The following is a 22,610-nucleotide window of genomic DNA, read 5'->3' as shown; positions in this document are numbered from 1 at the left end:
TCTTAGCTTTTAATCATCGTCCCTGTCGTCATCGTTGTCGTCGTCATGGTCGTCTTCAATATCCCTCGAAGCGATCGTACCGTCTGCATTATTTATGAAAAAGTTGCCTTCCTGTTCATTCGTTTCTACCGACAGATCATAGCCACTCTCTTCGCGGTCAAGTTCCCACTCGTCCAGCTCACCAGACAATTCACCCATCCCCGAAGCCACAATATCCTCTAAACTAACGCTGTCCCCGTCCTGCACCAGCGGCTCTTCATTGTCTTTATCATCGTCAGTTTCTTTTTGAATCACCTCACCGGAGAATGCACCTACTTCAATGTCATATTCGTCTTCCCCTTCAACCTCTACCTCATACTTCTGGTCTTCCATATCCAGCTGCAGTTCCACCGCTTTGCCATTTGTTTCTTTTTCAGCAATCATTACAGCTTCATCAGCGGAGATTTTTTCCTTGCCGTTTCCGCTGCTGGTGCTTTCTTTACTTTCTGCGGCTGTTTCCTCAGAAGCTGGCACTGAAGATGTTTCCGCCCCCACACCTCCAGCCGTATAAACTCCTGCGCCAATTAAAGCCCCAAGTGCTGTGACCCCCGCCAAACTGCCTGCAATCATTTTTCCCTTCATGGTCATCTCCCCCTTTATTTGTTGGTACACCTTTACTATAAATTCCTGACATGAGAATATCCCTATAGGGAAATGAGAAATTGATGAGAAATACATAAATGGCTCATGAAAAGCATATAAATAAAAAAAGCCACCTGGGATAATCCAGGCAGCCTAATCACTTAATCATCCCAGGTGATTGATAATATTTCTCCGGTGATACCGTGTACCTGCACCGTGGCTTCTTCATCGTCCTGCTCGAGCTCCACGTAGTAAAACGGCTCCCCGGCATCGGACGTTTCAAAATCGACATCGTCCACTTCCCCGTCCACTTCTTCCCGGGCTACAGATGCAGCTTCTTCCGCATTTAACACTGTCTGCCGGCCGTCTTCGCTGCTTTCAGTATCATCTTGCTCTTCTTCCAGCACAGCACCGGACCGGGCATCGATAATCATTTCTTCCAATGCTTCTTCTTCTGCAAATTCCACTACATAGACAGCCGTGCCTTCCTGGGTTTCCCTGCTGATCTTTTCAATAGAAAAATCAGTTTCCTCTTCAGCCCGGGCACGTGCTTCTTCTTCTGTTAGCATTTCTGTATCATTCGTGCTGTTGCCAGCAATTTGTGTAACGCTTATGACTGATCCATCTGCAGCTTCCACCTGCATCTGGTACGTTCCCCGGTCAAGCTCTGCCGTCACCTCATAAATACCGTCTTGTTTTTCGATATTCGTAATTTCCCCCTGGTACTGCTCCTGCACAGCCTGTTCAATTTCCTCCGGAGACATCTCCTGGGTAAAGTAAGACGAAAGCCACCAGACTCCCAAAGCGGCTACTACGAGGCCGGCCAGCAGCACGAGAAAAACAATGACTTTTTTCAAAGCTGCTCCCCCTTCCCTCTATTACACCTATTGTAATCGCTCATTCTGAGAAAATGATGAGAACAGGGAGCTTATTCGCCGTTCTCCGGAAAAACCAGCCGGACCTCCGTGCCCTGGCCATAAGTACTTTCAATCGCAATATTCACCCCAAGAGCCTCGGTAATATCTTTAGCAAGCGATAAACCAAGCCCATAGCCTCCGCTGGCCCGTGTTCTCGACTCATCGACCCGGTAAAAACGTTCGAAAACACGCTCAAGGTCTTTTTCCGGGATACCGATGCCGCGGTCACTCACAGCAATGAACGGCGTTTTTTCCATCTTGTCAACTCTCACATCAATAGTGTCACTGCTGTACTTTCTCGCGTTATCAAGCAGAATATACAACAGCTGCTTCACCTTATCAGAATCAGTCTGTGTCACCGCCGTGTTTCCGGAAAAATTAATATCCCGATGATAGCTGCTGCGATAATTCTGGACAGCGTCTGCTGTTACCGTCTGTAAATCCACTTCTGCCATGTGCAGGTTTGCTTTTTCACTATGGCGGGCAAGCAGCAGAAGCTGCTGGGTCAGCTCCCTCATCCGAATTGCCTCAGAGTGAATAGCCTCCACTGATTCTTCGATAATTTCCGGCCGGGAAGCCCCTCTTCGCTGAAGAAGGCTGGCATATGATTCAATCACTGTCAGCGGCGTTTTTAACTCATGCGAGGCATTTGATACAAACTGCTCCTGTTTATGATAGTTATCTTCGAGCCGCTCAATCATTTCGTTAAATGTATCTCCGAGCTGTTCAATTTCATCCTTTGACTTCGACGATGAGGGAATCCGTTTGAACCTGCCGCTCGTTTGAATATCCTGCATTGTGGCCGACAGTGCTGTAATCGGGCGGAGAATCACTCTTCTTAACAGGCGGGCCGAGAGAAATACCGGGATAACAGCTGCGATAGTGGCAATAATCAGGATTACGCGGAGCACCGCCAGCGTTTCTTCTGTCGGACGAAGGCTGTCGGTGATCTGGATATTTGCCACCTGCCCGTTTGTCCATATCACCGGCACGGAAACAAAAGCGTACCGTTCACCGTGGTATTCGGCCACCTGGACGTATTCTTCCGAATAATACTGCACGGACTCATCCGTTAAGCTTCCTTCTGCCGGAGAGGTAACTGTCGCAGCCCTGGATCCGTCCTGCAGCACAATTCTGGCCATGCCTTCAGTGGGGGCATAGGCCCTCAGCAGCTGTTCAGCCGAAAAGTTGTCTGCGGATTCATTAAACGTAGACGCCGTCTGTCTCGCTTCTTCTACCGTCTGCTCCACTTCGCTTCCGATCATCATGCGGGAGAAGGAAAAGTAGATAGCAAACACCAAAAGTACGACAATGACAAATACAAGCACCGATGTATATAAATGAATCTTGTTTCCAAGCTTCATGGCGAATCCTTGACAACGTAGCCAACGCCGCGGACAGTCTGGATATGTGTGGTCCCGAACGGTTTATCAATTTTATTTCGCAGGTAGCGAATGTAAACATCCACGACGTTTGTTTCCCCGATATAATCAAAACCCCATACCTGTTCTAAAATCTGGTCCCGGGAGAGCACCTGTTTTTTATTTCTTAACAGATAGTAAAGCAGATCAAACTCTCTTCGGGTCAGCTCCACTGGCTCCGTGCCGGCATATACTTCCCGGGCCGACTCATTAAGCCGCAACTCGCCCGCTGAGAGCCAATGCTCTTCTTCCTCTGCTTCTGCTTTCAAGGCAGTCTTTGTTTGAAACCGGAGAGACGAACGAACACGGGCGAGCAGCTCTTCTATTTGGAAAGGCTTGGTAATGTAATCGTTGGCCCCGAGGTCGAGGCCGGAAACTTTGTCCTCTACCGAATCTTTAGCGGTGACAAGCAGGACAGCTGTTTTTTTGTCCTGGCTCCGGATTCGCCGCAGCAGCTCAATGCCGCTAATGCCCGGAAGCATAATATCGAGAATAATTAAATCCCACGTTTTTTCCTGATACATAGCGAAGCCTTTAAGACCATCAGTCGCTTTTTGAACATAATAATTTTCATAGGTAAGCTCAAGCTCGAGCACCCGCGCAATTTTTTCTTCGTCTTCCACAATCAGTATACGTGCTTGTTCCATTAGGCATCCCTCAATACGCTGCCGGATGGCAGTCTATTATGATGAAGAACGGTGGTTTGAAGCTTTGCTCCACAAAGTGATTGTTCTCCATGTGAAATAAACAGCAGTGCCAATTAAACAAATAAGAAAAAATGAAGGGAAAAACCACCCGAGCCCCCCACTTTCATCCAGGGCTGTCCGGACGGTCTGCCACTGAACGTAAACGAACCCGAGGGCAAGCTCCACGAGCAGAATAGAAACTAGAATTTGTCCCTCACGCTTAAATACCTCTATTTGATGCTCGTTCATTCGCACCGGAAGGCGGAACCAGCCCGGGTAGCGAAGAGAAAAATACGCCCCGGTCCAAATAGCGATTAACGCCAAAGGAGGAACAAACAAATAATATTTCGCAGCATATTCGTTTGGATCTCCGGTGGCGTCGAAAAACTGGGGCACAATGTACGGAAGACGAGGCCAATAGAAAAGCACAATCGCAAGCATTCCTATGGAAGCCACGCCCCCTACAATTAATGCTGTTCTTGCAAACGTCGGCATAACGGTCTGCCTCCTACTATTCTTTATTCCAGCTTCACCACTGCTGCTTTTTCAACGCTTTTGATATCATTATAATCGTAACGATACAGGACATCGCAATAATGACCATTACAATACTCCATAGCCATTCTCCGGAAATAATGAAAAAAATGCCGAGAATAAGGCTTAGCACTACAATAAATCCTTCAAACCAGTAAAAAAATTTTATGGTCGCATTTGTATTCATGACTCTCCCCCTGATCTTTCTTTTGATTTCTTTTTACTGCCTGGCTTTTTTCTGCCTGTCTGGTAGACGCCAAGCAGCGCGCTCAGCATACCAATTGCTGCAACAATGACATAGAACGTGGCGCCAAGCCAAAGAAAAAAACCCGCTGCTCCCGCAGCCAAAACTAGAAATATTACATTAAACGTAAATAGTACCGGGGATCTCAAGCTACCCCTCCCTTTCGACTTTATCTTCTATCAACGTATCATTTTCTTTCCTTATTGCCCATCTTTTCCTTGAAAAGCCGCTAAAATATTTCTCATTGGTCTTTTCTCTTTTCAGGCCGGTTTAAAACAAAAAAAGCACCCATTGGCATGGGCGCTGTCATAACATAAATGGTGCTAGTGACAGGACTTGAACCTGCGACCTGATGCTTACGAGGCAACTGCTCTACCAACTGAGCTACACTAGCACATATTTGCGACAAATAATAATATACAAAAAGAAAAAATGCATGTCAATCAAAAAAGCCGAAGGCAGCCAGCGAGCCAGCGCTGCCTTCAAGGCTGTTTAAATAAACAGCAGCAGGCTGAGCGCCATCACAGCCATCCCGCTTACTACACCGTAAATCGACACGTGGGTTTCGTCATATTTTTTTGCTGCCGGAAGCAGCTCATCCAGAGAAATAAATACCATGATTCCAGCTACAGCGGCAAAGATGATTCCAAACATTGTGTCTGTTAAAAACGGCATCAGTATAAGAAACGCTAAAATAGCCCCCGCCGGCTCTGATAATCCCGACAGGAAAGACAGCCGGAACGCTTTCCGTTTGCTCCCAGTCGCAAAATAAACCGGCACCGAAACTGCCACCCCTTCAGGGATGTTGTGAATGGCAATGGCAAGCGCGATTGCAAACCCCAGACCAGGATCGTTCAAAGCAGAGGTGAATGTCGCAATGCCTTCTGGAAAGTTATGAATCGCAATAGCAAGCGCTGTAAATGTCCCCATTTTCATGAGACCCTGGCGTTCAAGCTCTTCTTTAGATGTATGCATGTCTTCCACGCGCTTCACTTCATGCGGATTGCCTTTTTGTGGAACGAGCCGGTCAATGGCAGCAATGAAAATCATTCCTCCAAAAAATCCTCCTACGGTCGCCCACTGGCCACCAACTTCTCCAAGTGCTCCGACGAGCGATTCCTGCGCCTTAAAAAATATTTCAACCATGGAAACATAAATCATCACGCCTCCAGAGAATCCGAGTGAAAAAGCTAAAAACCGGGTGTTTGTCGTGGAGGTGAAAAAAGCCAGTATGCTTCCAATTCCTGTAGCAAGACCAGCTCCAAGTGTTAATAAAAAGGCATAGATGACGTTGGGCTCCATGCGTGCTCCTCCTTCATGTACTGGATTGATTTCACGAAATTTTCCCTTATGCAACATTTTAACCATTATTCAATTGTTGTGTCAATGCAAACTTTATGCCTCCATAAAAATCTTCTTTTTTTCTAAGAAAAAAGGTAAAAAGACAGAACGGCCTGTGCGGAGCTGCTAATAAAAAACACAAAAAAAGTGCCTACGGCTGGTAAGCCGTAAGCACTTTATGTCTCCTGTATGTATGGTGGAGACGGTGGGATTCGAACCCACGTCCAGAGATATTGCCACTTTAGCATCTACGAGCGTAGTCGCTATATTATCATTCGCCAGTACGTCAGCCTAGCAACAGGCTTTCGTACGGCTAGTCTGATTAGTCTCTTCAGCCGCCCTCAGACGGAGGGCGAACTGCGTAGCCCACTAAGAGTGAGACCCCAAATCATTCCACGCGGGCGATGGAATGCGGGATCCGCATGAAGCAGTTGTTACGCTGCTACTGCGAGGTTTTCGTTGTTTTTGCCAGTTATTATTGGCGTGGCATTTTTACGAGCTGCCTCTCGGCTCGCAGCTAAAGCTCAACCTATCCCTGTCGAAGCCGTAACGTCCCCATGTGAAGTTAAGCATGCGCTCATAGTTTATGAGCGACATACTATATTATAACGATAGGCCCCGGGCGTGTCAATCTAGTCGCTCATACCCTTCATGCTCCGGTTGATGGCTTTATCCATTTCGCGTTTGGCGTCCTGTTCTTTAAGAGCCTGGCGTTTGTCGTATTTTTTCTTACCCTTGGCAAGGCCGATTAGCACCTTAGCTTTGCCGTTTTTGATATAAACCTTTAATGGGATAATGGAATAGCCGGACTGCATGCTTTTGCCGATGAGTTTATTAATTTCCCGGCGATGCAGCAAGAGCTTTCTCGTACGAAGGGGGTCATGGTTAAACTGGTTTCCCTGCTCATACGGGCTGATATGGGCGTTATGCAAAAACAGCTCATTATTATCGATTTTTCCGAAGCTGTCCTTTAGATTCATCCTCCCGGCACGGATTGACTTTATCTCTGTGCCCCGCAGCTCAATACCTGCTTCAAAGGTATCTTCGATAGTATAATCATGACGGGCTTTCCGATTTTGCGCCAGCACCCGGTTTTCCGTTTTTACGGCCATCCCCGTTCACCTGCCTTCATTCTTTAGTTTACCACGGCAGCCCGGCTATGGCCTATCCTCCCGGGCTGCCACAACCGGATTATTTCTTTTTGTTGTTTTTTGAGACTTTCGAATAAAACGGCTTTTTATTGCCGGATTTTCCTTTTTTACGGCCACCGTCTTTTTTATTGCCGTCTTTCTTTTCACCCTGGCCTTCTTTTCGGCCCGGGCGTTTGCCCTTATCTCCCTGAATCACTTTCGTGGACTCTTTGCGGCGGGCTTTTGCCGGACGCTTCATGCCGACAACCTCAAAGTCGATCGCAGCTTCTTCAAGGTTTACGTTCAGAACGCGTACCTCCACCTGATCGCCGATACGGTACATATTCGCTGTACGCTCACCAATCAGGGCATACTGCTTCGGATCATAGTGGTAATAATCATCAGTTAAATAGCTGATGTGCACCATGCCTTCAATGGTGTTTTCGAGTTCCACAAACAGGCCGAAGTTGGCGGCTCCGCTTACAAAACCGGTGAATTCTTCCCCGATTTTGTCTTTCATATACTGGGCTTTTTTCATGCTGTCAACTTCACGCTCGGCATCGATAGCCCGGCGCTCCATCTCGGAGGAATGACGGGTAATTTCCGGCAGCTCATTTTTCCATTTCTGCTGGGTTTTGTCGTCCATTCGTTTGTTTACTAAATACGTACGGATCAGCCGGTGCACAATCAAGTCCGGGTACCGGCGGATTGGTGATGTGAAATGGGTATAGAAGTCCGCCGCCAGGCCAAAGTGGCCGGCATTTTCCGGATCATACTTAGCCTGCTGCATTGAGCGCAGCATGACCGTACTGATCACTGCCTGCTCCGGTTCCCCCTTCACGGAATCGAGAACCTCCTGGAGCGCACGAGGGTGTACCTTATTTGCGGTCCCTTTCACTGCGTAGCCAAAGTTCGTCACAAACTCCACAAATGACTGCAGCTTGTCTTCAGCCGGATCTTCGTGAATCCGGTAGACAAACGGCACCTTCATCCAATGGAAGTGTTCGGCTACCGTTTCATTGGCAGCCAGCATAAATTCTTCAATCAGCTTTTCAGCAACCGAGCGCTCGCGCAGCACTACGTCTGTTGGGGCCGTCGTTTCATCTACGAGCACCTGCGCTTCTTTGAAATCAAAATCGATGGCGCCTCTTCCAAACCGCTTTTCACGAAGAATTGCTGCGAGCTCTTCCATGCGTTCAAACATTGGCACGAGTTCGCTGTACTCCTCCCGTTTCGCCTGGTTGTTCTCTTCAAGAATCAGGCGGACATCGTTATACGTCATACGGGCAGCAGTCCGGATCACACTTTCAAAAATTTCATGATTGACGACTTCACCCTGCGGTGACACTTCCATTTCGCACGAGAGCGTCAGCCGGTCTACCTGCGGGTTCAGGCTGCAGATGCCATTTGACAAACGGTGCGGAATCATCGGGATCACCCGGTCCACCAAGTATACACTCGTAGCCCGTTCACCGGCTTCTACATCAATAGGTGTTCCTTCATCCACGTAATAGCTGACGTCCGCAATGTGAACACCGAGCTTGTAGTTGCCATTATTGTACTTCGTCACCGTCACGGCGTCATCAAGATCCTTTGCGTCCGCTCCGTCGATCGTAACAATAGTTTCATCGCGAAGATCCCGGCGCTGTTTAATCTCGCTTTCATCGATTACATCGGGGGTCTTTTGTGCCTGTTCCACAGCTTCCTCCGGGAAATCTCCCGGAAGGCCGTGCTTATGGATGATCGACAGAATATCCACGCCCGGGTCATTTTTATGCCCGATGATATTGACGACTTTCCCTTCAGCTCTTGAAGCCGCATCCGGATATTTAGTCAGCTCTACGACAACCTTATGGCCGTCCACTGCTCCGTTTTCCGCGTCCTGTGGAATATAAATGTCATCGCGGATATGCTTATCATCCGCCGCCACGAATCCGTAGTTACCGTAGCGCTGGTACGTGCCGACCACTTTTTCAATTCCGCGTTCAATGATACGGATAATCGTGCCTTCGGTTTTACTCCCCTGGCTCGAGTCCGAGATACGAACAAGTACGGTGTCTTTATTCATGGCTCCGTTAATTTCGCCGGCCGGCACAAAAACGTCGTCACGTTCTTTCTCCTCCGGAATAATAAAGGCAAAGCCTTTGGCATGACTCTGCACGCGCCCGCGCATCAGATTCATTTTCTCCGGTATGCCGTAGCGGTTGCTTCTCGTCCGGACAACGTCGCCGCTGTCCTCCATTTCGTTTAGCGTCTTCATAAGACGTTTAATATCTTCTGCTGAATCTGCCTGAAGCGTTTCCTGGATTTCCTCAATGGTTGCAGGACCCGCAGAATCGTTTTTCAGGTAATTCAGCAGTATCTGTTTTATTTCCTGGTCCAACGTTTTCATCTCCTTTCAATTTTGTTGTGATAAACGTTTTGAGCTCTGCGCTCTTTCTTTATTTTGACCAATTTAATCTGTCCAAAAACTGATAGACATCTTCGTTCAACTCATCGCGATCATTTCCGAGGGTAATGACGTGCGGGGAGTCCGGGTACCACTTAATCTGTTTATCCTGCGAAGAGATCTCTTCGTAAATAATGTTTGCGCTGTCCTCTGCAATCATATCATCTTTTTCGCCCTGGGCAATCATCACCGGGGCGTGAACCATATCCAGGCCGTCTGCCACTTCCCGGATCAGGCGGTTCACCGAATGCAGCGTGTCCGTCGGGAGCTGGCGGAATTCCATAATCTCTTTATCAATCTGGTCCTGGCCCTTGCCTTCAAGGCGTTTAAATTCTTTTGCGTAATTGATGACGTCTCCATATAATTTGTCCGCGTTGTTGAACGTTGACATTGGGGCGCTCATCGGAATAACTCCAAGGACATCGTAATGATACGCCACACGCAAAGCCATCAGTCCGCCGAGAGAAAGGCCCCCGACCGCTATCTGGTCAAAGCCTCTCTCTTTTAATTCGTTCATTCCCGCTTTGACGTCTTCCCACCAGTCATGGTAGTCCGTTTCCATCAGCTCTTCCGGCGGAACACCGTGTCCTTTGTATACCGGCGCATGTACAGTATAACCTTTCTTTTCCAAAAAGCGTCCCATCATCCGCACATCCGCCGAGGATCCTGTGAATCCGTGCAGCAGTAGAACTGCACGGTTTCCTCCTTCAAAGGTAAATGATTTAGGGGGTACTACACGCATGATTCATCGTCTCCTATCTTTCTTCTATTCAATTTATTCTATCGTTCGCATAAGGTTTTCAGAATTTATTTGTTTTGCTGTTAAAAATAACCGTACATCTTTTACTGTTTCATGACGGTGGGGGCCGTGAAAGAGAAAATGCTTGCCGCTTTTGTAAATCACAAACTGTTTTACTGGACTCTGCACTGTTTTGTATATACGCGCGGCGCTCCGGACCGGCACCAGGCCGTCCTTTTCGCCCTGGCCAATAAACACCGGGCAGGATACTTTTCCAACAAATGGCCGCAGCACCCGTGCTGCCTGCTGAAATTCTCTAAGCGCCCATCCGGGGGTTCTTAATTTTTCTGCAGCTACGCCGTACCACGGGTGCAGCGATCCTCTCGCCCGGCCAATCGCTACGAGCAGCGTGTCCTTTAAAAACTGGACGGGATTAATATACTCCATCGGCGTGCCAATCAGCACAAGCCGCTCCACTCTATAGCGGGCCGCAACATAGCAGGCAAGCAGGCCACCCATCGAGAATCCGATCACATACAGGGTGCTGCAGGCAGCCGCGAGCCTTTTAGCCGCGCGGTCGGCTGCGTGAATCCATGTGATATAGGAAACCCGGTTTTGAATGCTGAAGCTGCCATATGCATGCCCGGGCAGGACCGGCGTTTCCACCATCCAGTCCGTCGAAGCACGGAGGTTCTCGGCAATTGGCTCGATTTCCCACGGGGAGCCCGTAAATCCATGCAGACACAAACATCCAATCGTCTGGTTTTTCCTGGTTGTCTTCATGTTTCTGGTCCCCTATTTTTTATTTACCTTTAGCCTCTCACTAAAACGCTAAACTTCTACCTGCTTCTTTGATTCACTAAATACAGGAAAAGCAAACATCAGCCGGCAACAGAAAAAACAGCGAACGCTGGAATCGTCCGCTGCTGAGATAGCTTCCTATACTGTCTGTTAGACAAAATAGGCGATGAGTATGGTAAGAACAAAAAACAACACAGCCAGAACTACTGTAAACTGAATCAGAAAGGCCTCGATGCCTCTCGCTTTCTGTTTGCCAACCATTTGTTCGGCTCCGCCGGAAATTGCTCCTGCCAAACCGCTGCTTCGGCCTGACTGCAATAAGATAATTGCAATAAGCATGACCGCAACGACTATTAATGCAACGTACAACGCCGTTATCATCACCCGTACACCTCCACGTTCCAATTACGCTTGTATTAATGTAACACACCAGCACGTGCAGCGCAAGCACATGCAGCAATACAGGCTGAATGCCGCGTGGCAGAGGTGGTTTATTCAATTATAAAAAACCGCAGCCCGTATTCCGGGCCGCGGTCGAAAAGCAATTATTTGTTCAGGTTATAAAAAGCATCCTTGCCCAGGTAAACAGCGGTTTCCGCCAGCTCGTCATTGATGCGCAGAAGCTGGTTGTATTTTGCCACACGATCCGTACGGGACGGAGCGCCTGTTTTGATTTGACCCGCGTTGGTCGCTACTGCGATGTCCGCGATTGTCGTATCTTCTGTTTCACCGGAACGGTGGGAAATGACGGCTGTGTAACCAGCACGCTTCGCCATTTCAATAGCATCAAAGGTTTCAGTCAACGTGCCGATCTGGTTCACCTTGATCAGAATGGAGTTGCCAATGCCTTTTTCAATACCTTCTTTCAGCTTGTTGGTGTTGGTCACAAACAAGTCGTCGCCCACAAGCTGTACTTTGTCGCCAAGAGCGTCTGTAAGCTTTTTGAAGCCTTCCCAGTCGTTTTCATCCAGGCCGTCTTCAATAGAGACGATAGGATATTTCGACACCATATCCTGGTAAAATTCGATCATTTCGTCCGCTGTTTTCACAACGCCTTCACCTTTGAGGTGGTATTTTCCGTCTTCGTACATTTCAGAAGCTGCAGAATCCATCGCAAGCATAATCTCTTCGCCCGGTTTATAGCCTGCTTTTTCGATAGCTTCAATGATCGTTTGGAGTGCTTCTTCGTTCGAGCCGAGGTTCGGGGCGAAGCCGCCTTCGTCGCCGACACCCGTATTATAGCCTTTGCTTCCAAGTACTTTCTTCAGGTTATGGAAGATTTCTGCACCCATACGGACAGCTTCAAGGAAGTTACTGGCGCCGACAGGCATAACCATGAACTCCTGGAAGTCAACGTTGTTGTCTGCGTGCTCGCCGCCGTTCAGGATATTCATCATTGGAACCGGAAGGGTTTTTGCATTAAAGCCGCCGAGGTATTCGTACAGCGTCACCCCGAGTTCGTCTGCAGCCGCACGGGCTACCGCCATCGAAACACCCAGAATGGCATTGGCACCGAAGCTGCCTTTGTTGTCTGTTCCGTCAAGTTCGATCATTGCCTGGTCGATGCCTGTCTGGTCTGTTACATCAAAGCCGATGATTTCTTCGGCGATCGTTTCATTCACATTGTCGACTGCTTTAGTGACGCCTTTACCCATAAAGCGGTCGCCGCCGTCACGAAGCTCTACTGCTTCATATTCACCGGTGGAAGCGCCGCTTGGCACGAGGGCGCGTCCAAAAGCGCCAGTCTCTGTAAATACTTCTACTTCTACCGTTGGATTCCCACGGGAATCGAGTACTTCGCGTGCGTAAATATCTGCAATTAAACTCATAAATGATTCACTCCTATGATTGATTATTGAATGAGGGACTGCCCCGTCATTTCTTTTGGTTTTTCTATCTGCAGCAGCTCTACGGCTGTTGGACACAGGTCAGCGAGCACGCCGCCTTTGCGGAGCTTTGCATTCTCATCGCCAGTGACGATGACTGGCACCGGATTGGTCGTATGGGCTGTCATCGGTTTATCATCCGGCGTTGTTACTTCATCAGAGTTTCCGTGGTCTGCTGTAATAATGGCACGTCCGCCCTTATCGTGCAGCAGGTCCACGACCCGTCCGAGGCATTCATCCACTGCTTCAATTGCTTTAACCGTGGCCTCAAGGTCACCAGAATGGCCGACCATGTCCGGATTGGCAAAGTTCAGCACGATAAAATCATGTTTTTCAGACTGAATTTCGCTTTCAAGCGCCTCAGTCACTTCATATATGCTCATTTCAGGCTGCAGGTCGTACGTGGCTACCTTAGGCGAATCGATCAGCACCCGCGTTTCGCCCTTAAACTCTTCCTCGCGTCCACCGCTGAAGAAAAAGGTGACATGCGGATACTTTTCCGTTTCTGCAATACGAAGCTGGTGCAGTCCAGCATCTGAAACGATTTCACCCATTGTATTGACCAGGTCCTGCGGAGGGTAGGCAATTTCTGCATTTACTGAATCACTGTACTGCGTCATACTGACAAATTTCAGATTGGATGGGAATTTGTCTCCGCGTTCCAAACCGTTAAAACCATCCTGCGTAAATACCTGTGACAGTTGAATGGCACGGTCCGGACGGAAGTTGAAGAAGATCACTGCGTCATTGTCCTGCAGACGGCCGACTGCTTCTCCTTCTTTTGTAATAACCGATGGCAGCACAAATTCATCCCAAACCTCTTCTTCGTATGAAGCGTCCACAGCTTCTTCAGCTGTTTCGTAGGAAGGTCCTTCCCCGTACGTAATAGCCCGGTACGATTTATCCACACGTTCCCAGCGGTTGTCACGATCCATTGCATAGTACCGGCCCTGAACCGTCGCAATATCGCCGGTACCGATTTCTTTCATATAGTCTTCCACTTCGGATACATACTGTTTAGCGGAACGCTGCCCCACATCACGGCCATCCAAAAAGGCATGAACGTATACACGCTCGATTTCTTTTTCATTCGCCATGTCGAGCAGTGCTTTTAAATGGTCTATATGGCTGTGGACCCCGCCATCAGAAAGCAGGCCGAATAAATGAAGGGCGCTGTCGTTTTCTTTCACATGGTCCACGGCATGTTGAAATGCCTGATTGTTTTTGAACGTTCCTTCTTTAATGCCCTTATTAATTAAAGAAAGGCTTTGATAAACGACCCGGCCGGCCCCGATATTCATATGGCCGACTTCTGAGTTGCCCATCTGTCCTTCAGGCAGGCCGACGGCTTCGCCGAAAGCTGTCAGCGTTTCATGTGGGTATTGCTTCCAATAGCGGTCAAAGTTTGGCGTGTTTGCCTTAGCTACCGCGTTCCCTTTGGTTTCCTCCCGGCAGGCGTAGCCGTCCAGGATAATCAGTGCTACTGGCTGATTGCTCATTGTTTTCCCGCCTCAGCAAGCTCCAGGAACGCATCCGGCTTCAGGCTCGCACCGCCGACAAGGGCACCGTCGATGTGCTCTTTCGCCATGTACGTTTCAATATTTTCCGGTTTTACACTGCCGCCGTATTGAATGCGTACTTTGTCAGCTGTATCCTGATCGTACTGCCCGGCAAGTGCTTTTCTTACCGAACCGCACGTTTCATCCGCGTCCTCGGCAGTCGATGATTTGCCTGTGCCGATAGCCCAGATTGGCTCGTAAGCAACAACCACTTTCGCAGCGTCCTCCGCACTCAGTCCGGCAAAGCCTTTTTCAATCTGTTCGCGCACGACTGCTTCTGTAGAGCCGTTCTCCTTCTGCTCAAGGGACTCCCCGCAGCACATGATCGGTGTTAACCCGTGGTTCAGGGCTGCTTTTACTTTTTGATTGACGGTTTCGTCGGTTTCGTTAAACATTTCGCGGCGTTCGGAGTGGCCGATGATGACGTAAGGAATGCCTAAGTCTGCGAGCGCTGCCGGACTGATTTCGCCCGTGAACGCACCGCTGTCTTCCTGGTGCATATTCTGGGCGCCGATTTTCACGTCGCTCGATGCTGCTGCCTCATTCATGTCCTTCAAAAACAGAGCCGGTGCGCATACTACCGTTTCCACCTCTTCTGCGTTCGGTACTTTGCCTGCTACCTGCTCGATAAAATCCACTGCTTCACCGTGAAGCTTATTCATCTTCCAGTTGCCTGCTATGATTGGTTTTCTCATTGTTTCACCCCGCTAAGATTATAGTAAATATACGTGCTGCCTGCCTATTTATCATCCAGTGCTGCTACACCTGGCAGAACTTTGCCTTCGATGAATTCAAGCGAAGCACCGCCGCCGGTGGACATATGGCTCATTTTATCTGCCAGCCCGAATTTTTCTACCGCTGCCGCCGAGTCTCCGCCGCCGATAACCGTGTACGTGCCGGAAGCTTCAGCCATTGCCTCAGCGATGGAACGCGTGCCCTTTTCAAACGTAGTGAATTCAAACACGCCAACCGGCCCGTTCCAGATCACAAGCTTCGAATCCTTGATGACGTTGGCATATTCCTTTCTCGTTTCGGGCCCGATGTCCAAGGCTTCCCAATCGGATGGGATGCTGTCAATACTCACTGCCTGTGTGTTTGCATCGTCGCTGAAATCGTCGGAAACAATAACGTCCTTTGGCATGTAAAAGTTTACGCCCTTATCTTCAGCTTTCTGCATGAATTTTCTGGCCATATCAAGCTTATCTTCTTCAAGCATGGACTTGCCGATCTCATAGCCTCTCGCTTTAACGAACGTGTAGGCGAGTCCACCGCCGATAATGAGGTTATCCACGATATCGAGGAGGTTATCGATAACGCCGATTTTGTCTTTTACTTTTGCTCCCCCAACGATTGCTGTAAATGGACGGTCCGGGTCCTCAAGCGCCTGGCCGAGCACATCGAGTTCTTTTTCCATCAGCAGGCCGGCTGCGGACGGAAGGTGGCGCGCCACTCCTTCTGTAGACGCGTGAGCCCGGTGAGCCGCACCGAAGGCATCATTTACGTAAATGTCTGCAAGGGATGCTATGTTCTTTGCCAGAGTTTCATCATTTTCCTCTTCCCCTGCTTCAAAGCGCAGGTTTTCAAGAAGCATGATTTCTCCGTTCTCCAGGGATGCCGCTGTCTGCTTAGCCTCTTCGCCGTATACTTCGTCGACCTTCTTCACATCGACATTCATAATTTCGCCAAGACGGGCTGCTGCCGGTCCGAGACGAAGCTCGTCCACCGCTTCCCCTTTCGGGCGTCCAAGGTGGCTTCCGAGAATGACACGCGCTCCCTGTTCGGATAAGTATTGAATTGTTGGTACAGCTGCACGAATCCGTGCGTCATCCGTAATGCTTTCATCTTTCATTGGCACGTTGAAATCAACGCGGCAAAATACCGTTTTGCCTTTCAAATCTAAATCGCGGATGGTTTTCTTATTTAACGCCATTGCCAAACCTCCCTTAATTTTTCTTCCTCATCTATCATAACAAAAATCTGCACTCCCGTTCTTTACCCGCCGCAGAAAAAACTGGAACGTCTATTTTTAATGCTTCGTGAGAGCATCTGATGTCCGGCAGGCCGGAAAATAGAGCTGTACAGACTTAAAAAAGGGAGGAAGAAATAATATTCTCCTCCCTTTCCCAAGCACTAAATAAATGGTTTACAGTTTTTTGCCAAAGCTTGCTGCGAGGTCCACAACACGGCTGGAATAACCGAATTCGTTGTCGTACCAAGCGATTACTTTGACCATGTTGTCCTGCATAACGAGTGTTGAAAGAGCGTCTACCGTGGAAGAATAAGCGCTTCCGTTGTAGTCCTTCGATACGAGCGGCTCTTCACTGTAACCAAGAATGCCTTTCAGTTCGTCAGATTCAGAAGCTTCTTTCAATGCGTTGTTCAACTCGTCTACTGTTACGTCCTTGTCGAGTTCTGCTACGAAGTCCACAAGGGAAACGTTTGGAGTAGGAACACGCATCGCACCGCCAGTAAGCTTACCGTCAAGCTGCGGAAGCACGAGTGCTACTGCCTGAGCGGCGCCTGTAGTTGTCGGAATGATGTTTTCAGCGCCAGCGCGCGCACGGCGAAGATCTTTGTGCGGGCCGTCCTGGATCTGTTGGTCACTCGTGTAGGAGTGAACTGTATTCATCAGGCCGCGTTTGATGCCGAATTTTTCGTCCAGTACTTTAGCTACTGGAGCCAGGCAGTTGGTTGTGCAGGATGCGTTAGAAACGACTTTGTGCTCATCCGGCTTGAATTCGCCTTCGTTAACGCCGACAACAAATGTGGCGTCCACGCCTTTAGCCGGTGCGGAAATGATAACGTTTTTCGCTCCGCCTTCAAGGTGTTTGGCAGCCTGATCACGCTGCGTAAAGATGCCTGTAGATTCAACAACGATCTCGGCTTCTACGCCTTTCCAGTCGATTTTCGCTGGATCTTTTTCAGAGAAAACGGTCAGCTTGTGGCCGTTAATTGTAAGGTTGTCACCGCTTGCTTCGATTTCTGCGTCAAGCGTTCCGTGGACGGTGTCATATTTTAAAAGGTGCGCAAGTGTATCAGTGTCAGTCAGGTCGTTTACTGCTACTACTTCCACGTCCGGGTTGTTTAAAGCTGCCCGGTAAACGTTACGTCCAATACGTCCAAAACCGTTAATACCAATTTTTGTTGCCATAATGATTTTTCCTCCTTGGAATATAAATAATTGTGAAAGCTACTGCAGCATAATGCGGCAGGTATTCTGCCTGTTACTCAGTTGCCTCCGGCGCATCGTTTTGTTCTAAAATGGCTTTCGCTGCGCCCTCATCGGTAATCAGTATGCTGCTTGGGCGGTAGCGCATATAAGCGTCAATTGCCTTTGCCTTGCTCGATCCCCCGGCTACGGTGATTACTGTCTGGTCCCGCCGGAGCTCGTCCCACTGCAGGCCCACCGTATTTTCCCGGTGCACCACTTGTCCATCCTGGTTAACGTAGTAGCCAAATGACTCGGCCACCGCCGACTCTTCCTCTAGTCTGCTGCGCAGGGAAGCACTCGTCGTCCGCCGGCCGGCCATCGTTTTTGCTTCTCCAATGCCGTGAACCACAATCGATGCCGTGCTCAGCAGATCGAGCACTTCCTGCACTCCGGGTTCCTGCATGAGCGAACGTCTCGTATCCTCGCTCAGCTGGTCGGGAACATGAAGCAGCCGGTACGAAGCCTGGGCCTTCATCGCCATGGCGGAGCTGATAGTGTTGGCCTGAATTTCTACTTTTTCCCCTAGGCCGCCGCGGGCCGGTACAAAAATAGTGTTTTGCCATCTCGGGTCAGGGACCATCATTTCAGCAGCTGAAGCAAGCGTCGTTCCGCCGGCTACCGCAATGACGTCCCCTGAACGCACACGGTTTTTCATCTGCTGTACCACAGCCCGTCCGAGTTCCTTTTTCACCACCGGCAGCTCGTCGCTATCCCCCGCCACCACGATAACCTTAGGCACGGATAAATAACCCGCCAGCCTCTGCTCCAATTCCTCGAGGCCAAAAGTATATTTGACTGTCTGTTCGAGTCCTTCGAGCAGCTTGGTGCCTTCTTCAGTTAAAAGCATCCCTGCGCTTTGCATCAGAATAAGCCCCTGCTGCTTCAAAAAATCTGTTTCACTGCGCAGAACCCGCTCTGAAATGGATAGCTGAGTGGCAAGGGTTCTTCTTCCAATCGGCTGCATCAGGCGGATGTATTGCAAAATGCGGTACCTCTTCCCTAACGTTTCGAGCACATCAGGCTGCAGTTTCCGCTGCATCTCCAATACGTCACGTAACATATTGCTACACCACCGAACCTGTGGCAGCAGCTTATTTCAAGCCACTCCTCATCATTGATCTTCACTTCCCCCTCCGGGACTAATAAGGTCCCGGAGAGACATTTTCTGTCCCGCTCATTTTATAAAAAAATGAACGTTTTGTTCACAATTTCATTGTAGCAATCTGCATCTGGAAAATCAACGCAAATGTTCACCGTGATTTTCAAGTTGTTACATTAGACTATTACCCGAATGCTGATAATTTTATGCATAAAAAATCCTCCTTTTTCGCAAGGAGGATACTGGCTATACTGGCTGCTTGCGCTGGGAGGAAGAAGGAATGCGGAGTTCTGTTCTGTATTTCGCAACCGCCCGCCTTGAAATCGTACACTTCTGTTCCTGCTGCAGCAGATCTGCAAGCTTTTGGTCCGAAAGAGGCTTTTCTTTATTTTCTTCTTTAATCAGTTTTTTCATCATGGCCTTCACTCCATTGCTTGAAGCGTCTTCTTCCAGGCGCGCAATTTTTGAGGAGAAGAAATGCTTCAGCTCCACCAGGCCGTGAGGTGTCTGCATGTATTTGCGGCTCGTCGTCCGTGAAACCGTGGATTCATGCACCTCCGCCTGCTCAGCTATTTCCCGGAGCGTAAGAGGACGAAGTTTTTCTTCGCCGTACTTTAAGTATTCACTCTGGGCTCCGACGATCGCTTCTGATACTTTCTGCAGCGTCTGCTGCCGCTGTTCGACACTTTTTACAATCCATAAAAACTGCTTATATTTTTCCATTGCATACTGCCTGGCTTCTTCATCGGTATCCTGCTGCAAGAGACGCCAGTATTTTTCATTCATCTGCAGTTCCGGAAGCCGGTCATTTAAAATAGTGACGACCCACTTTCCTTCAGCCTCTTCTACACGGATATCCGGGGACACAGAAATAGATGCCTCCTGCCTATACGCATCCCCAGGATACGGCGAAAGCTTTTGAAGGCAAGTGTAAATCTCCTGGAGCTGCTCTTTGCTGAGATGATATTTCTGCTGAAGATAGCGCCATTTCTTTGCTCCTAGCGCCTCGAGGTCATCGGCGACTACCTGATCAATATAGGGATCCGTATCCAGACAGCGTTCAAGCTGCAGAAGGAGGCATTCTTTTAAATTTCTTGCCCCGACTCCTGCTGGTTCAAGCTGTTGGAACGTCGAAATATACTGCTCGCTTTCTTCGCTTTCAAGCTGAAACTTCTTCTCCATTTCCCATTTGATGTCTTCTAAGTATCCACGCTCATCGACACTTCCGGCTAAAAACAGAAGTATATCCCGTTCCCTGCCTTTGTAACGGCCGCAGGCAATCTGTTCCCTCAGCGTATCTTCGAGAGTTTCCCCTGCCGGCTCACGCCAGTCCAGCTGTTCATTTCCGGATGCCGGGGTATAGGCAGGGACTGCTGTTTGAGAGGCAGACAGCGCAGTACCGTCAGTAATAGAAGGCATGGTTAAATCCATTAGAGGGTTTTCCATCGCCTCTTCCTGCAGATAGTCAGATAATTCCTGGGTCGACAGCTTCAACAGGGCAATTGCCTGCTTTAATTCCTGCGTCATCACTAAACTCATCTCTTGCTTCTGCTGCAATTCAAGCCCTAAACCCATTATTTCCACCTCCGTTTGGAAACGCTTTCTTATATCATAACATATTTTTCTTCCTTAATTCGATATCTTTCCTTGTTCAGTTATTGGTATTATATGAAAATAGATCTGGGCATTCTATTTGTTTGTCAGATCATTTTTCATATAACTTAAGGCATATCCTGAAGCAGAAACATTTACACGGCACGTTTATGTTTGTGAAAATGAAGGGAATGAGAGGTAACGTGTGAATATATGAAATAGGAGCATACTTTTTATTTGACCTTAATTGACCAAAGAGTTATGATAATAACAGCAACGCGGAAGGAAAAATATTTTCCATACAACTACCATGAATGTAGGCATACATTTCATTAAAGGAGGACTCTTTTCATGAACTTGATACCAACAGTTATTGAACAAACCAACCGGGGCGAACGCGCATATGATATTTATTCGCGTTTGTTGAAAGACCGCATTATTATGCTTGGCTCGGGCATTGATGACAACGTAGCCAACTCGATCGTAGCGCAGCTTCTTTTCCTCGAAGCCGACGATCCGGAGAAAGACATTTCTCTTTACATTAATAGTCCGGGCGGCTCGATCACAGCCGGCATGGCTATTTATGACACAATGCAGCACATTAAGCCGCAGGTTTCCACTATCTGTGTCGGCATGGCAGCATCAATGGGTGCTTTTCTTCTTACAGCCGGCCAGGAAGGCAAGCGTTATGCTCTTCCAAACAGTGAAGTAATGATTCACCAGCCGCTCGGCGGCACTCAGGGCCAGGCTGCTGATATTGAAATTCATGCCCGCCGCATTATTAAAATGCGCGAAAAGCTCAACCAAATCCTTGCTGACCGCAGCGGCCAGCCGCTTGAAGTTATCGAGCGCGATACCGATCGTGATAACTTTATGAGTGCGGAGCAGGCAAAAGAATATGGTCTCGTGGACCAGGTTATGGGACAGTAAGAGACAAAAAATCAGGACGGCATAGCGCTGTCCTGATTTTTATTATTTACATTTCTTTTTTCATAAACTCCGTTAATGATTCGGCCGCTTCCTCTTCGTCTGCACCTTCAGCCGAAAGCTTAACCGAGGCCCCTGTACGCACTGCGAGGCTCATAACGCCCATAATGCTTTTAGCATTCACCTTTTTTTCATCTTTTTCCAGAAAAATGTTGGAATGAAACCGGTTCGCCTCCTGAACGAATAATGCTGCCGGCCGGGCTTGAAGCCCTGTGCGCAAATTTACTTCTACTGTTTTTTCGACCATAGTTATTATCTTCCTTTCTCCATCTGTCTTCATCCGGTACCCGCTTTTTTTGCACCAATAACGTAAGTCAATTCGGTAACTTTTTAAGCAAGCGCTTTAACAACGGCTGTAAACCGGCGCCTGTGGCAGTAGAGGCCCCCCTCTCTTCCTACAGGCGCCGGTTTTTACTAATTAAATTTTTTCGGGAATTGGCGGCTTACCAGCCTGGATACGTTCCGCGATCTGGTCGATCTTTCTCAGTCGGTGATTCACCCCGGATTTACTCACTTTTCCACTCGGTACCATTTCCCCGAGCTCCTTCAGCGTAACATCCTGATGCTGCACACGCAGAATCGCTATCTCGCGGATTTTTTCCGGAAGGTTTTCGAGCCCGACTTCCGCCTGGACAAGCTGAATGTTTTCGACCTGCCGTAAAGCAGCCCCCACGGTTTTATTGAGATTCGCTGTTTCGCAGTTTACGAGGCGGTTCACCGAATTCCTCATGTCTTTCATAATCCGTACATCTTCAAAATACAGCAGGGCCTGGTGAGCACCAATAATATTTAAAAACTCGGTAATTTTTTCGCTTTCCTTAATATAAAGAATATAGCCCTTTTTCCGTTCAAGGCTTTTCGATGTAAGTCCGAATGTTTCCATCAGAGTCCGGAGAGCCCGGTTGTGCTCTTCATACATTGAGTAAATTTCGAGGTGATACGAAGACGTTTCCGGATGGTTAACCGATCCCCCGGCTAAAAAGGCTCCGCGCAGATACGCCCGCCGGCTGTCCGTATTCGGAATCACGTCATTAGAAATTGAGCGGTTAAACTGATAGCCATTTTCCATGATGGCAAGATCCGTCAGCATTTCTTTGGTTTCTTCTGCCATCCGCACCACATAAACATTATTCTTTTTTAAACGCATTTTTTTCCGGACAAGCAGTTCAATGACCATATCCTTATAAATACGCTTGATTAAAGAATAGATCCGCCTCGCGATTGCTGCGTTTTCAGTCGAAACATCTAAAATCAGCTGGCCGTTGCCAAAAGAAATCGAACCGTTCATTCTAATTAACGCAGCCAGTTCTGCTTTAGCGCTCGTATCGTCTACCTCGATCTGGGTTAATTCTTTCTTTGTTATAGCCGCAAATGAAGACATCCATCTTCACC

General features: G+C 48.5%; 23 protein-coding genes, 1 tRNA gene and 1 other RNA gene. 1 reads left to right on the top strand and 24 read right to left on the bottom strand.

The features are described 5' to 3' along the window. Positions 1 to 9 precede the first annotated feature (9 nt). The 22 genes from B5066_RS08540 to rpoN all read right to left on the bottom strand — a co-directional run bounded on the left by B5066_RS08540 (position 10) and on the right by rpoN (position 20,213). On the bottom strand, positions 10 to 621 hold the full coding sequence (locus B5066_RS08540) for a PepSY domain-containing protein (protein ID WP_158219207.1): 612 nt from the start codon (positions 619 to 621) through the stop codon (positions 10 to 12). Between the two features lie 161 nt (positions 622 to 782). Continuing rightward, positions 783 to 1,478: a PepSY domain-containing protein gene (locus tag B5066_RS08535; protein ID WP_079475515.1), complete on the bottom strand. Its 696-nt coding sequence runs from the start codon at positions 1,476 to 1,478 to the stop codon at positions 783 to 785. A 71-nt stretch (positions 1,479 to 1,549) separates the two neighbouring features. Continuing rightward, complete coding sequence (locus B5066_RS08530; RefSeq protein WP_079475514.1) at positions 1,550 to 2,902, bottom strand: sensor histidine kinase; 1,353 nt, start codon at positions 2,900 to 2,902, stop codon at positions 1,550 to 1,552. Then, positions 2,899 to 3,606 (bottom strand): response regulator transcription factor, encoded by a 708-nt coding sequence (locus B5066_RS08525; RefSeq protein WP_079475513.1) that lies wholly within the window; start codon positions 3,604 to 3,606, stop codon positions 2,899 to 2,901. The genes B5066_RS08530 and B5066_RS08525 overlap by 4 nt, the downstream gene beginning before the upstream one ends. Before the next feature lie 36 nt (positions 3,607 to 3,642). Then, entirely contained in the window at positions 3,643 to 4,140 is a 498-nt protein-coding gene (locus B5066_RS08520) for a DUF1648 domain-containing protein (protein ID WP_079475512.1), read from the bottom strand. A gap of 34 nt (positions 4,141 to 4,174) precedes the next feature. Beyond that, positions 4,175 to 4,366, bottom strand: coding sequence for a hypothetical protein (locus B5066_RS08515; protein ID WP_079475511.1), 192 nt, complete (start codon positions 4,364 to 4,366; stop codon positions 4,175 to 4,177). After that, complete coding sequence (locus B5066_RS08510; RefSeq protein ID WP_079475510.1) at positions 4,363 to 4,572, bottom strand: hypothetical protein; 210 nt, start codon at positions 4,570 to 4,572, stop codon at positions 4,363 to 4,365. The genes B5066_RS08515 and B5066_RS08510 overlap by 4 nt, the downstream gene beginning before the upstream one ends. A gap of 169 nt (positions 4,573 to 4,741) precedes the next feature. Next, positions 4,742 to 4,817 (bottom strand) — tRNA-Thr (locus tag B5066_RS08505). Between the two features lie 98 nt (positions 4,818 to 4,915). Further along, a complete protein-coding gene (gene zupT / locus B5066_RS08500) occupies positions 4,916 to 5,725 on the bottom strand; it encodes a zinc transporter ZupT (RefSeq protein ID WP_079475509.1) in 810 nt (269 codons plus the stop codon). Positions 5,726 to 5,958: 233 nt separating this feature from the next. Next, positions 5,959 to 6,321, bottom strand: a transfer-messenger RNA (tmRNA) gene (gene ssrA, locus B5066_RS08495). Between the two features lie 75 nt (positions 6,322 to 6,396). Then, entirely contained in the window at positions 6,397 to 6,876 is a 480-nt protein-coding gene (gene smpB, locus B5066_RS08490) for an SsrA-binding protein SmpB (RefSeq protein WP_079475508.1), read from the bottom strand. 79 nt (positions 6,877 to 6,955) lie between these two features. After that, positions 6,956 to 9,286 carry a ribonuclease R gene (gene rnr, locus B5066_RS08485; RefSeq protein ID WP_079475507.1) on the bottom strand — a complete coding sequence of 777 codons (2,331 nt, stop codon included), beginning with the start codon at positions 9,284 to 9,286 and terminating at the stop codon, positions 6,956 to 6,958. Positions 9,287 to 9,335: 49 nt separating this feature from the next. After that, positions 9,336 to 10,088, bottom strand: coding sequence for an alpha/beta hydrolase (locus B5066_RS08480; protein WP_079475506.1), 753 nt, complete (start codon positions 10,086 to 10,088; stop codon positions 9,336 to 9,338). Between the two features lie 30 nt (positions 10,089 to 10,118). After that, positions 10,119 to 10,865: an alpha/beta hydrolase gene (locus B5066_RS08475; RefSeq protein ID WP_079475505.1), complete on the bottom strand. Its 747-nt coding sequence runs from the start codon at positions 10,863 to 10,865 to the stop codon at positions 10,119 to 10,121. Between the two features lie 168 nt (positions 10,866 to 11,033). Continuing rightward, positions 11,034 to 11,264, bottom strand: coding sequence for a preprotein translocase subunit SecG (gene secG, locus B5066_RS08470; RefSeq protein WP_022793890.1), 231 nt, complete (start codon positions 11,262 to 11,264; stop codon positions 11,034 to 11,036). Positions 11,265 to 11,428: 164 nt separating this feature from the next. After that, positions 11,429 to 12,712 carry a phosphopyruvate hydratase gene (gene eno / locus B5066_RS08465; RefSeq protein ID WP_079475504.1) on the bottom strand — a complete coding sequence of 428 codons (1,284 nt, stop codon included), beginning with the start codon at positions 12,710 to 12,712 and terminating at the stop codon, positions 11,429 to 11,431. A gap of 23 nt (positions 12,713 to 12,735) precedes the next feature. Then, a complete protein-coding gene (gene gpmI / locus B5066_RS08460) occupies positions 12,736 to 14,268 on the bottom strand; it encodes a 2,3-bisphosphoglycerate-independent phosphoglycerate mutase (RefSeq protein ID WP_079475503.1) in 1,533 nt (510 codons plus the stop codon). Then, the gene (gene tpiA / locus B5066_RS08455) at positions 14,265 to 15,023 is read right to left on the bottom strand and encodes a triose-phosphate isomerase (RefSeq protein WP_079475502.1); all 759 of its coding nucleotides are present in this window, start codon (positions 15,021 to 15,023) and stop codon (positions 14,265 to 14,267) included. The genes gpmI and tpiA overlap by 4 nt, the downstream gene beginning before the upstream one ends. A 44-nt stretch (positions 15,024 to 15,067) precedes the next feature. Then, positions 15,068 to 16,258: a phosphoglycerate kinase gene (locus tag B5066_RS08450; protein ID WP_079475501.1), complete on the bottom strand. Its 1,191-nt coding sequence runs from the start codon at positions 16,256 to 16,258 to the stop codon at positions 15,068 to 15,070. Between the two features lie 213 nt (positions 16,259 to 16,471). Beyond that, positions 16,472 to 17,479 (bottom strand): type I glyceraldehyde-3-phosphate dehydrogenase, encoded by a 1,008-nt coding sequence (gene gap, locus B5066_RS08445; protein WP_079475500.1) that lies wholly within the window; start codon positions 17,477 to 17,479, stop codon positions 16,472 to 16,474. A gap of 73 nt (positions 17,480 to 17,552) precedes the next feature. Next, positions 17,553 to 18,599 (bottom strand): sugar-binding transcriptional regulator, encoded by a 1,047-nt coding sequence (locus B5066_RS08440; RefSeq protein WP_079475499.1) that lies wholly within the window; start codon positions 18,597 to 18,599, stop codon positions 17,553 to 17,555. A 285-nt stretch (positions 18,600 to 18,884) separates the two neighbouring features. Continuing rightward, complete coding sequence (gene rpoN / locus B5066_RS08435; RefSeq protein ID WP_079475498.1) at positions 18,885 to 20,213, bottom strand: RNA polymerase factor sigma-54; 1,329 nt, start codon at positions 20,211 to 20,213, stop codon at positions 18,885 to 18,887. Between the two features lie 369 nt (positions 20,214 to 20,582). On the opposite strand from rpoN, the gene clpP reads away from it, so the two are divergent. After that, on the top strand, positions 20,583 to 21,161 hold the full coding sequence (clpP, locus tag B5066_RS08430; RefSeq protein ID WP_022793882.1) for an ATP-dependent Clp endopeptidase proteolytic subunit ClpP: 579 nt from the start codon (positions 20,583 to 20,585) through the stop codon (positions 21,159 to 21,161). A 46-nt stretch (positions 21,162 to 21,207) separates the two neighbouring features. On the opposite strand, the gene B5066_RS08425 is transcribed toward clpP, so the two are convergent. Both B5066_RS08425 and whiA read right to left on the bottom strand, forming a co-directional pair. Then, positions 21,208 to 21,465 carry an HPr family phosphocarrier protein gene (locus tag B5066_RS08425; protein WP_079475497.1) on the bottom strand — a complete coding sequence of 86 codons (258 nt, stop codon included), beginning with the start codon at positions 21,463 to 21,465 and terminating at the stop codon, positions 21,208 to 21,210. Positions 21,466 to 21,636: 171 nt separating this feature from the next. After that, positions 21,637 to 22,599, bottom strand: coding sequence for a DNA-binding protein WhiA (gene whiA / locus B5066_RS08420; RefSeq protein ID WP_079475496.1), 963 nt, complete (start codon positions 22,597 to 22,599; stop codon positions 21,637 to 21,639). Positions 22,600 to 22,610 lie beyond the last annotated feature (11 nt).

It is taken from the genome of Marinococcus halophilus (assembly GCF_900166605.1).
Classification (GTDB): domain Bacteria; phylum Bacillota; class Bacilli; order Bacillales; family Marinococcaceae; genus Marinococcus; species Marinococcus halophilus.
Note: the sequence above shows the minus strand (reverse complement) of the source record. Positions and strands in the feature narration are given on the sequence as shown.

Excerpts from the sequence above, each read along its gene's own strand:
- clpP (WP_022793882.1), top strand. The coding sequence starts at position 20,583 with ATGAACTTGATACCAACAGTTATTGAACAAACCAACCGGGGCGAACGC.
- tpiA (WP_079475502.1), bottom strand. The coding sequence starts at position 15,023 with ATGAGAAAACCAATCATAGCAGGCAACTGGAAGATGAATAAGCTTCAC.
- B5066_RS08440 (WP_079475499.1), bottom strand. The coding sequence starts at position 18,599 with ATGTTACGTGACGTATTGGAGATGCAGCGGAAACTGCAGCCTGATGTG.
- B5066_RS08520 (WP_079475512.1), bottom strand. The coding sequence starts at position 4,140 with ATGCCGACGTTTGCAAGAACAGCATTAATTGTAGGGGGCGTGGCTTCC.
- gap (WP_079475500.1), bottom strand. The coding sequence starts at position 17,479 with ATGGCAACAAAAATTGGTATTAACGGTTTTGGACGTATTGGACGTAAC.
- zupT (WP_079475509.1), bottom strand. The coding sequence starts at position 5,725 with ATGGAGCCCAACGTCATCTATGCCTTTTTATTAACACTTGGAGCTGGT.
- B5066_RS08530 (WP_079475514.1), bottom strand. The coding sequence starts at position 2,902 with ATGAAGCTTGGAAACAAGATTCATTTATATACATCGGTGCTTGTATTT.
- B5066_RS08525 (WP_079475513.1), bottom strand. The coding sequence starts at position 3,606 with ATGGAACAAGCACGTATACTGATTGTGGAAGACGAAGAAAAAATTGCG.
- rnr (WP_079475507.1), bottom strand. The coding sequence starts at position 9,286 with ATGAAAACGTTGGACCAGGAAATAAAACAGATACTGCTGAATTACCTG.
- B5066_RS08425 (WP_079475497.1), bottom strand. The coding sequence starts at position 21,465 with ATGGTCGAAAAAACAGTAGAAGTAAATTTGCGCACAGGGCTTCAAGCC.
- eno (WP_079475504.1), bottom strand. The coding sequence starts at position 12,712 with ATGAGTTTAATTGCAGATATTTACGCACGCGAAGTACTCGATTCCCGT.
- whiA (WP_079475496.1), bottom strand. The coding sequence starts at position 22,599 with ATGTCTTCATTTGCGGCTATAACAAAGAAAGAATTAACCCAGATCGAG.
- B5066_RS08540 (WP_158219207.1), bottom strand. The coding sequence starts at position 621 with ATGAAGGGAAAAATGATTGCAGGCAGTTTGGCGGGGGTCACAGCACTT.
- rpoN (WP_079475498.1), bottom strand. The coding sequence starts at position 20,213 with ATGGGTTTAGGGCTTGAATTGCAGCAGAAGCAAGAGATGAGTTTAGTG.
- smpB (WP_079475508.1), bottom strand. The coding sequence starts at position 6,876 with ATGGCCGTAAAAACGGAAAACCGGGTGCTGGCGCAAAATCGGAAAGCC.
- B5066_RS08515 (WP_079475511.1), bottom strand. The coding sequence starts at position 4,366 with ATGAATACAAATGCGACCATAAAATTTTTTTACTGGTTTGAAGGATTT.
- gpmI (WP_079475503.1), bottom strand. The coding sequence starts at position 14,268 with ATGAGCAATCAGCCAGTAGCACTGATTATCCTGGACGGCTACGCCTGC.
- B5066_RS08450 (WP_079475501.1), bottom strand. The coding sequence starts at position 16,258 with ATGGCGTTAAATAAGAAAACCATCCGCGATTTAGATTTGAAAGGCAAA.
- B5066_RS08475 (WP_079475505.1), bottom strand. The coding sequence starts at position 10,865 with ATGAAGACAACCAGGAAAAACCAGACGATTGGATGTTTGTGTCTGCAT.
- secG (WP_022793890.1), bottom strand. The coding sequence starts at position 11,264 with ATGATAACGGCGTTGTACGTTGCATTAATAGTCGTTGCGGTCATGCTT.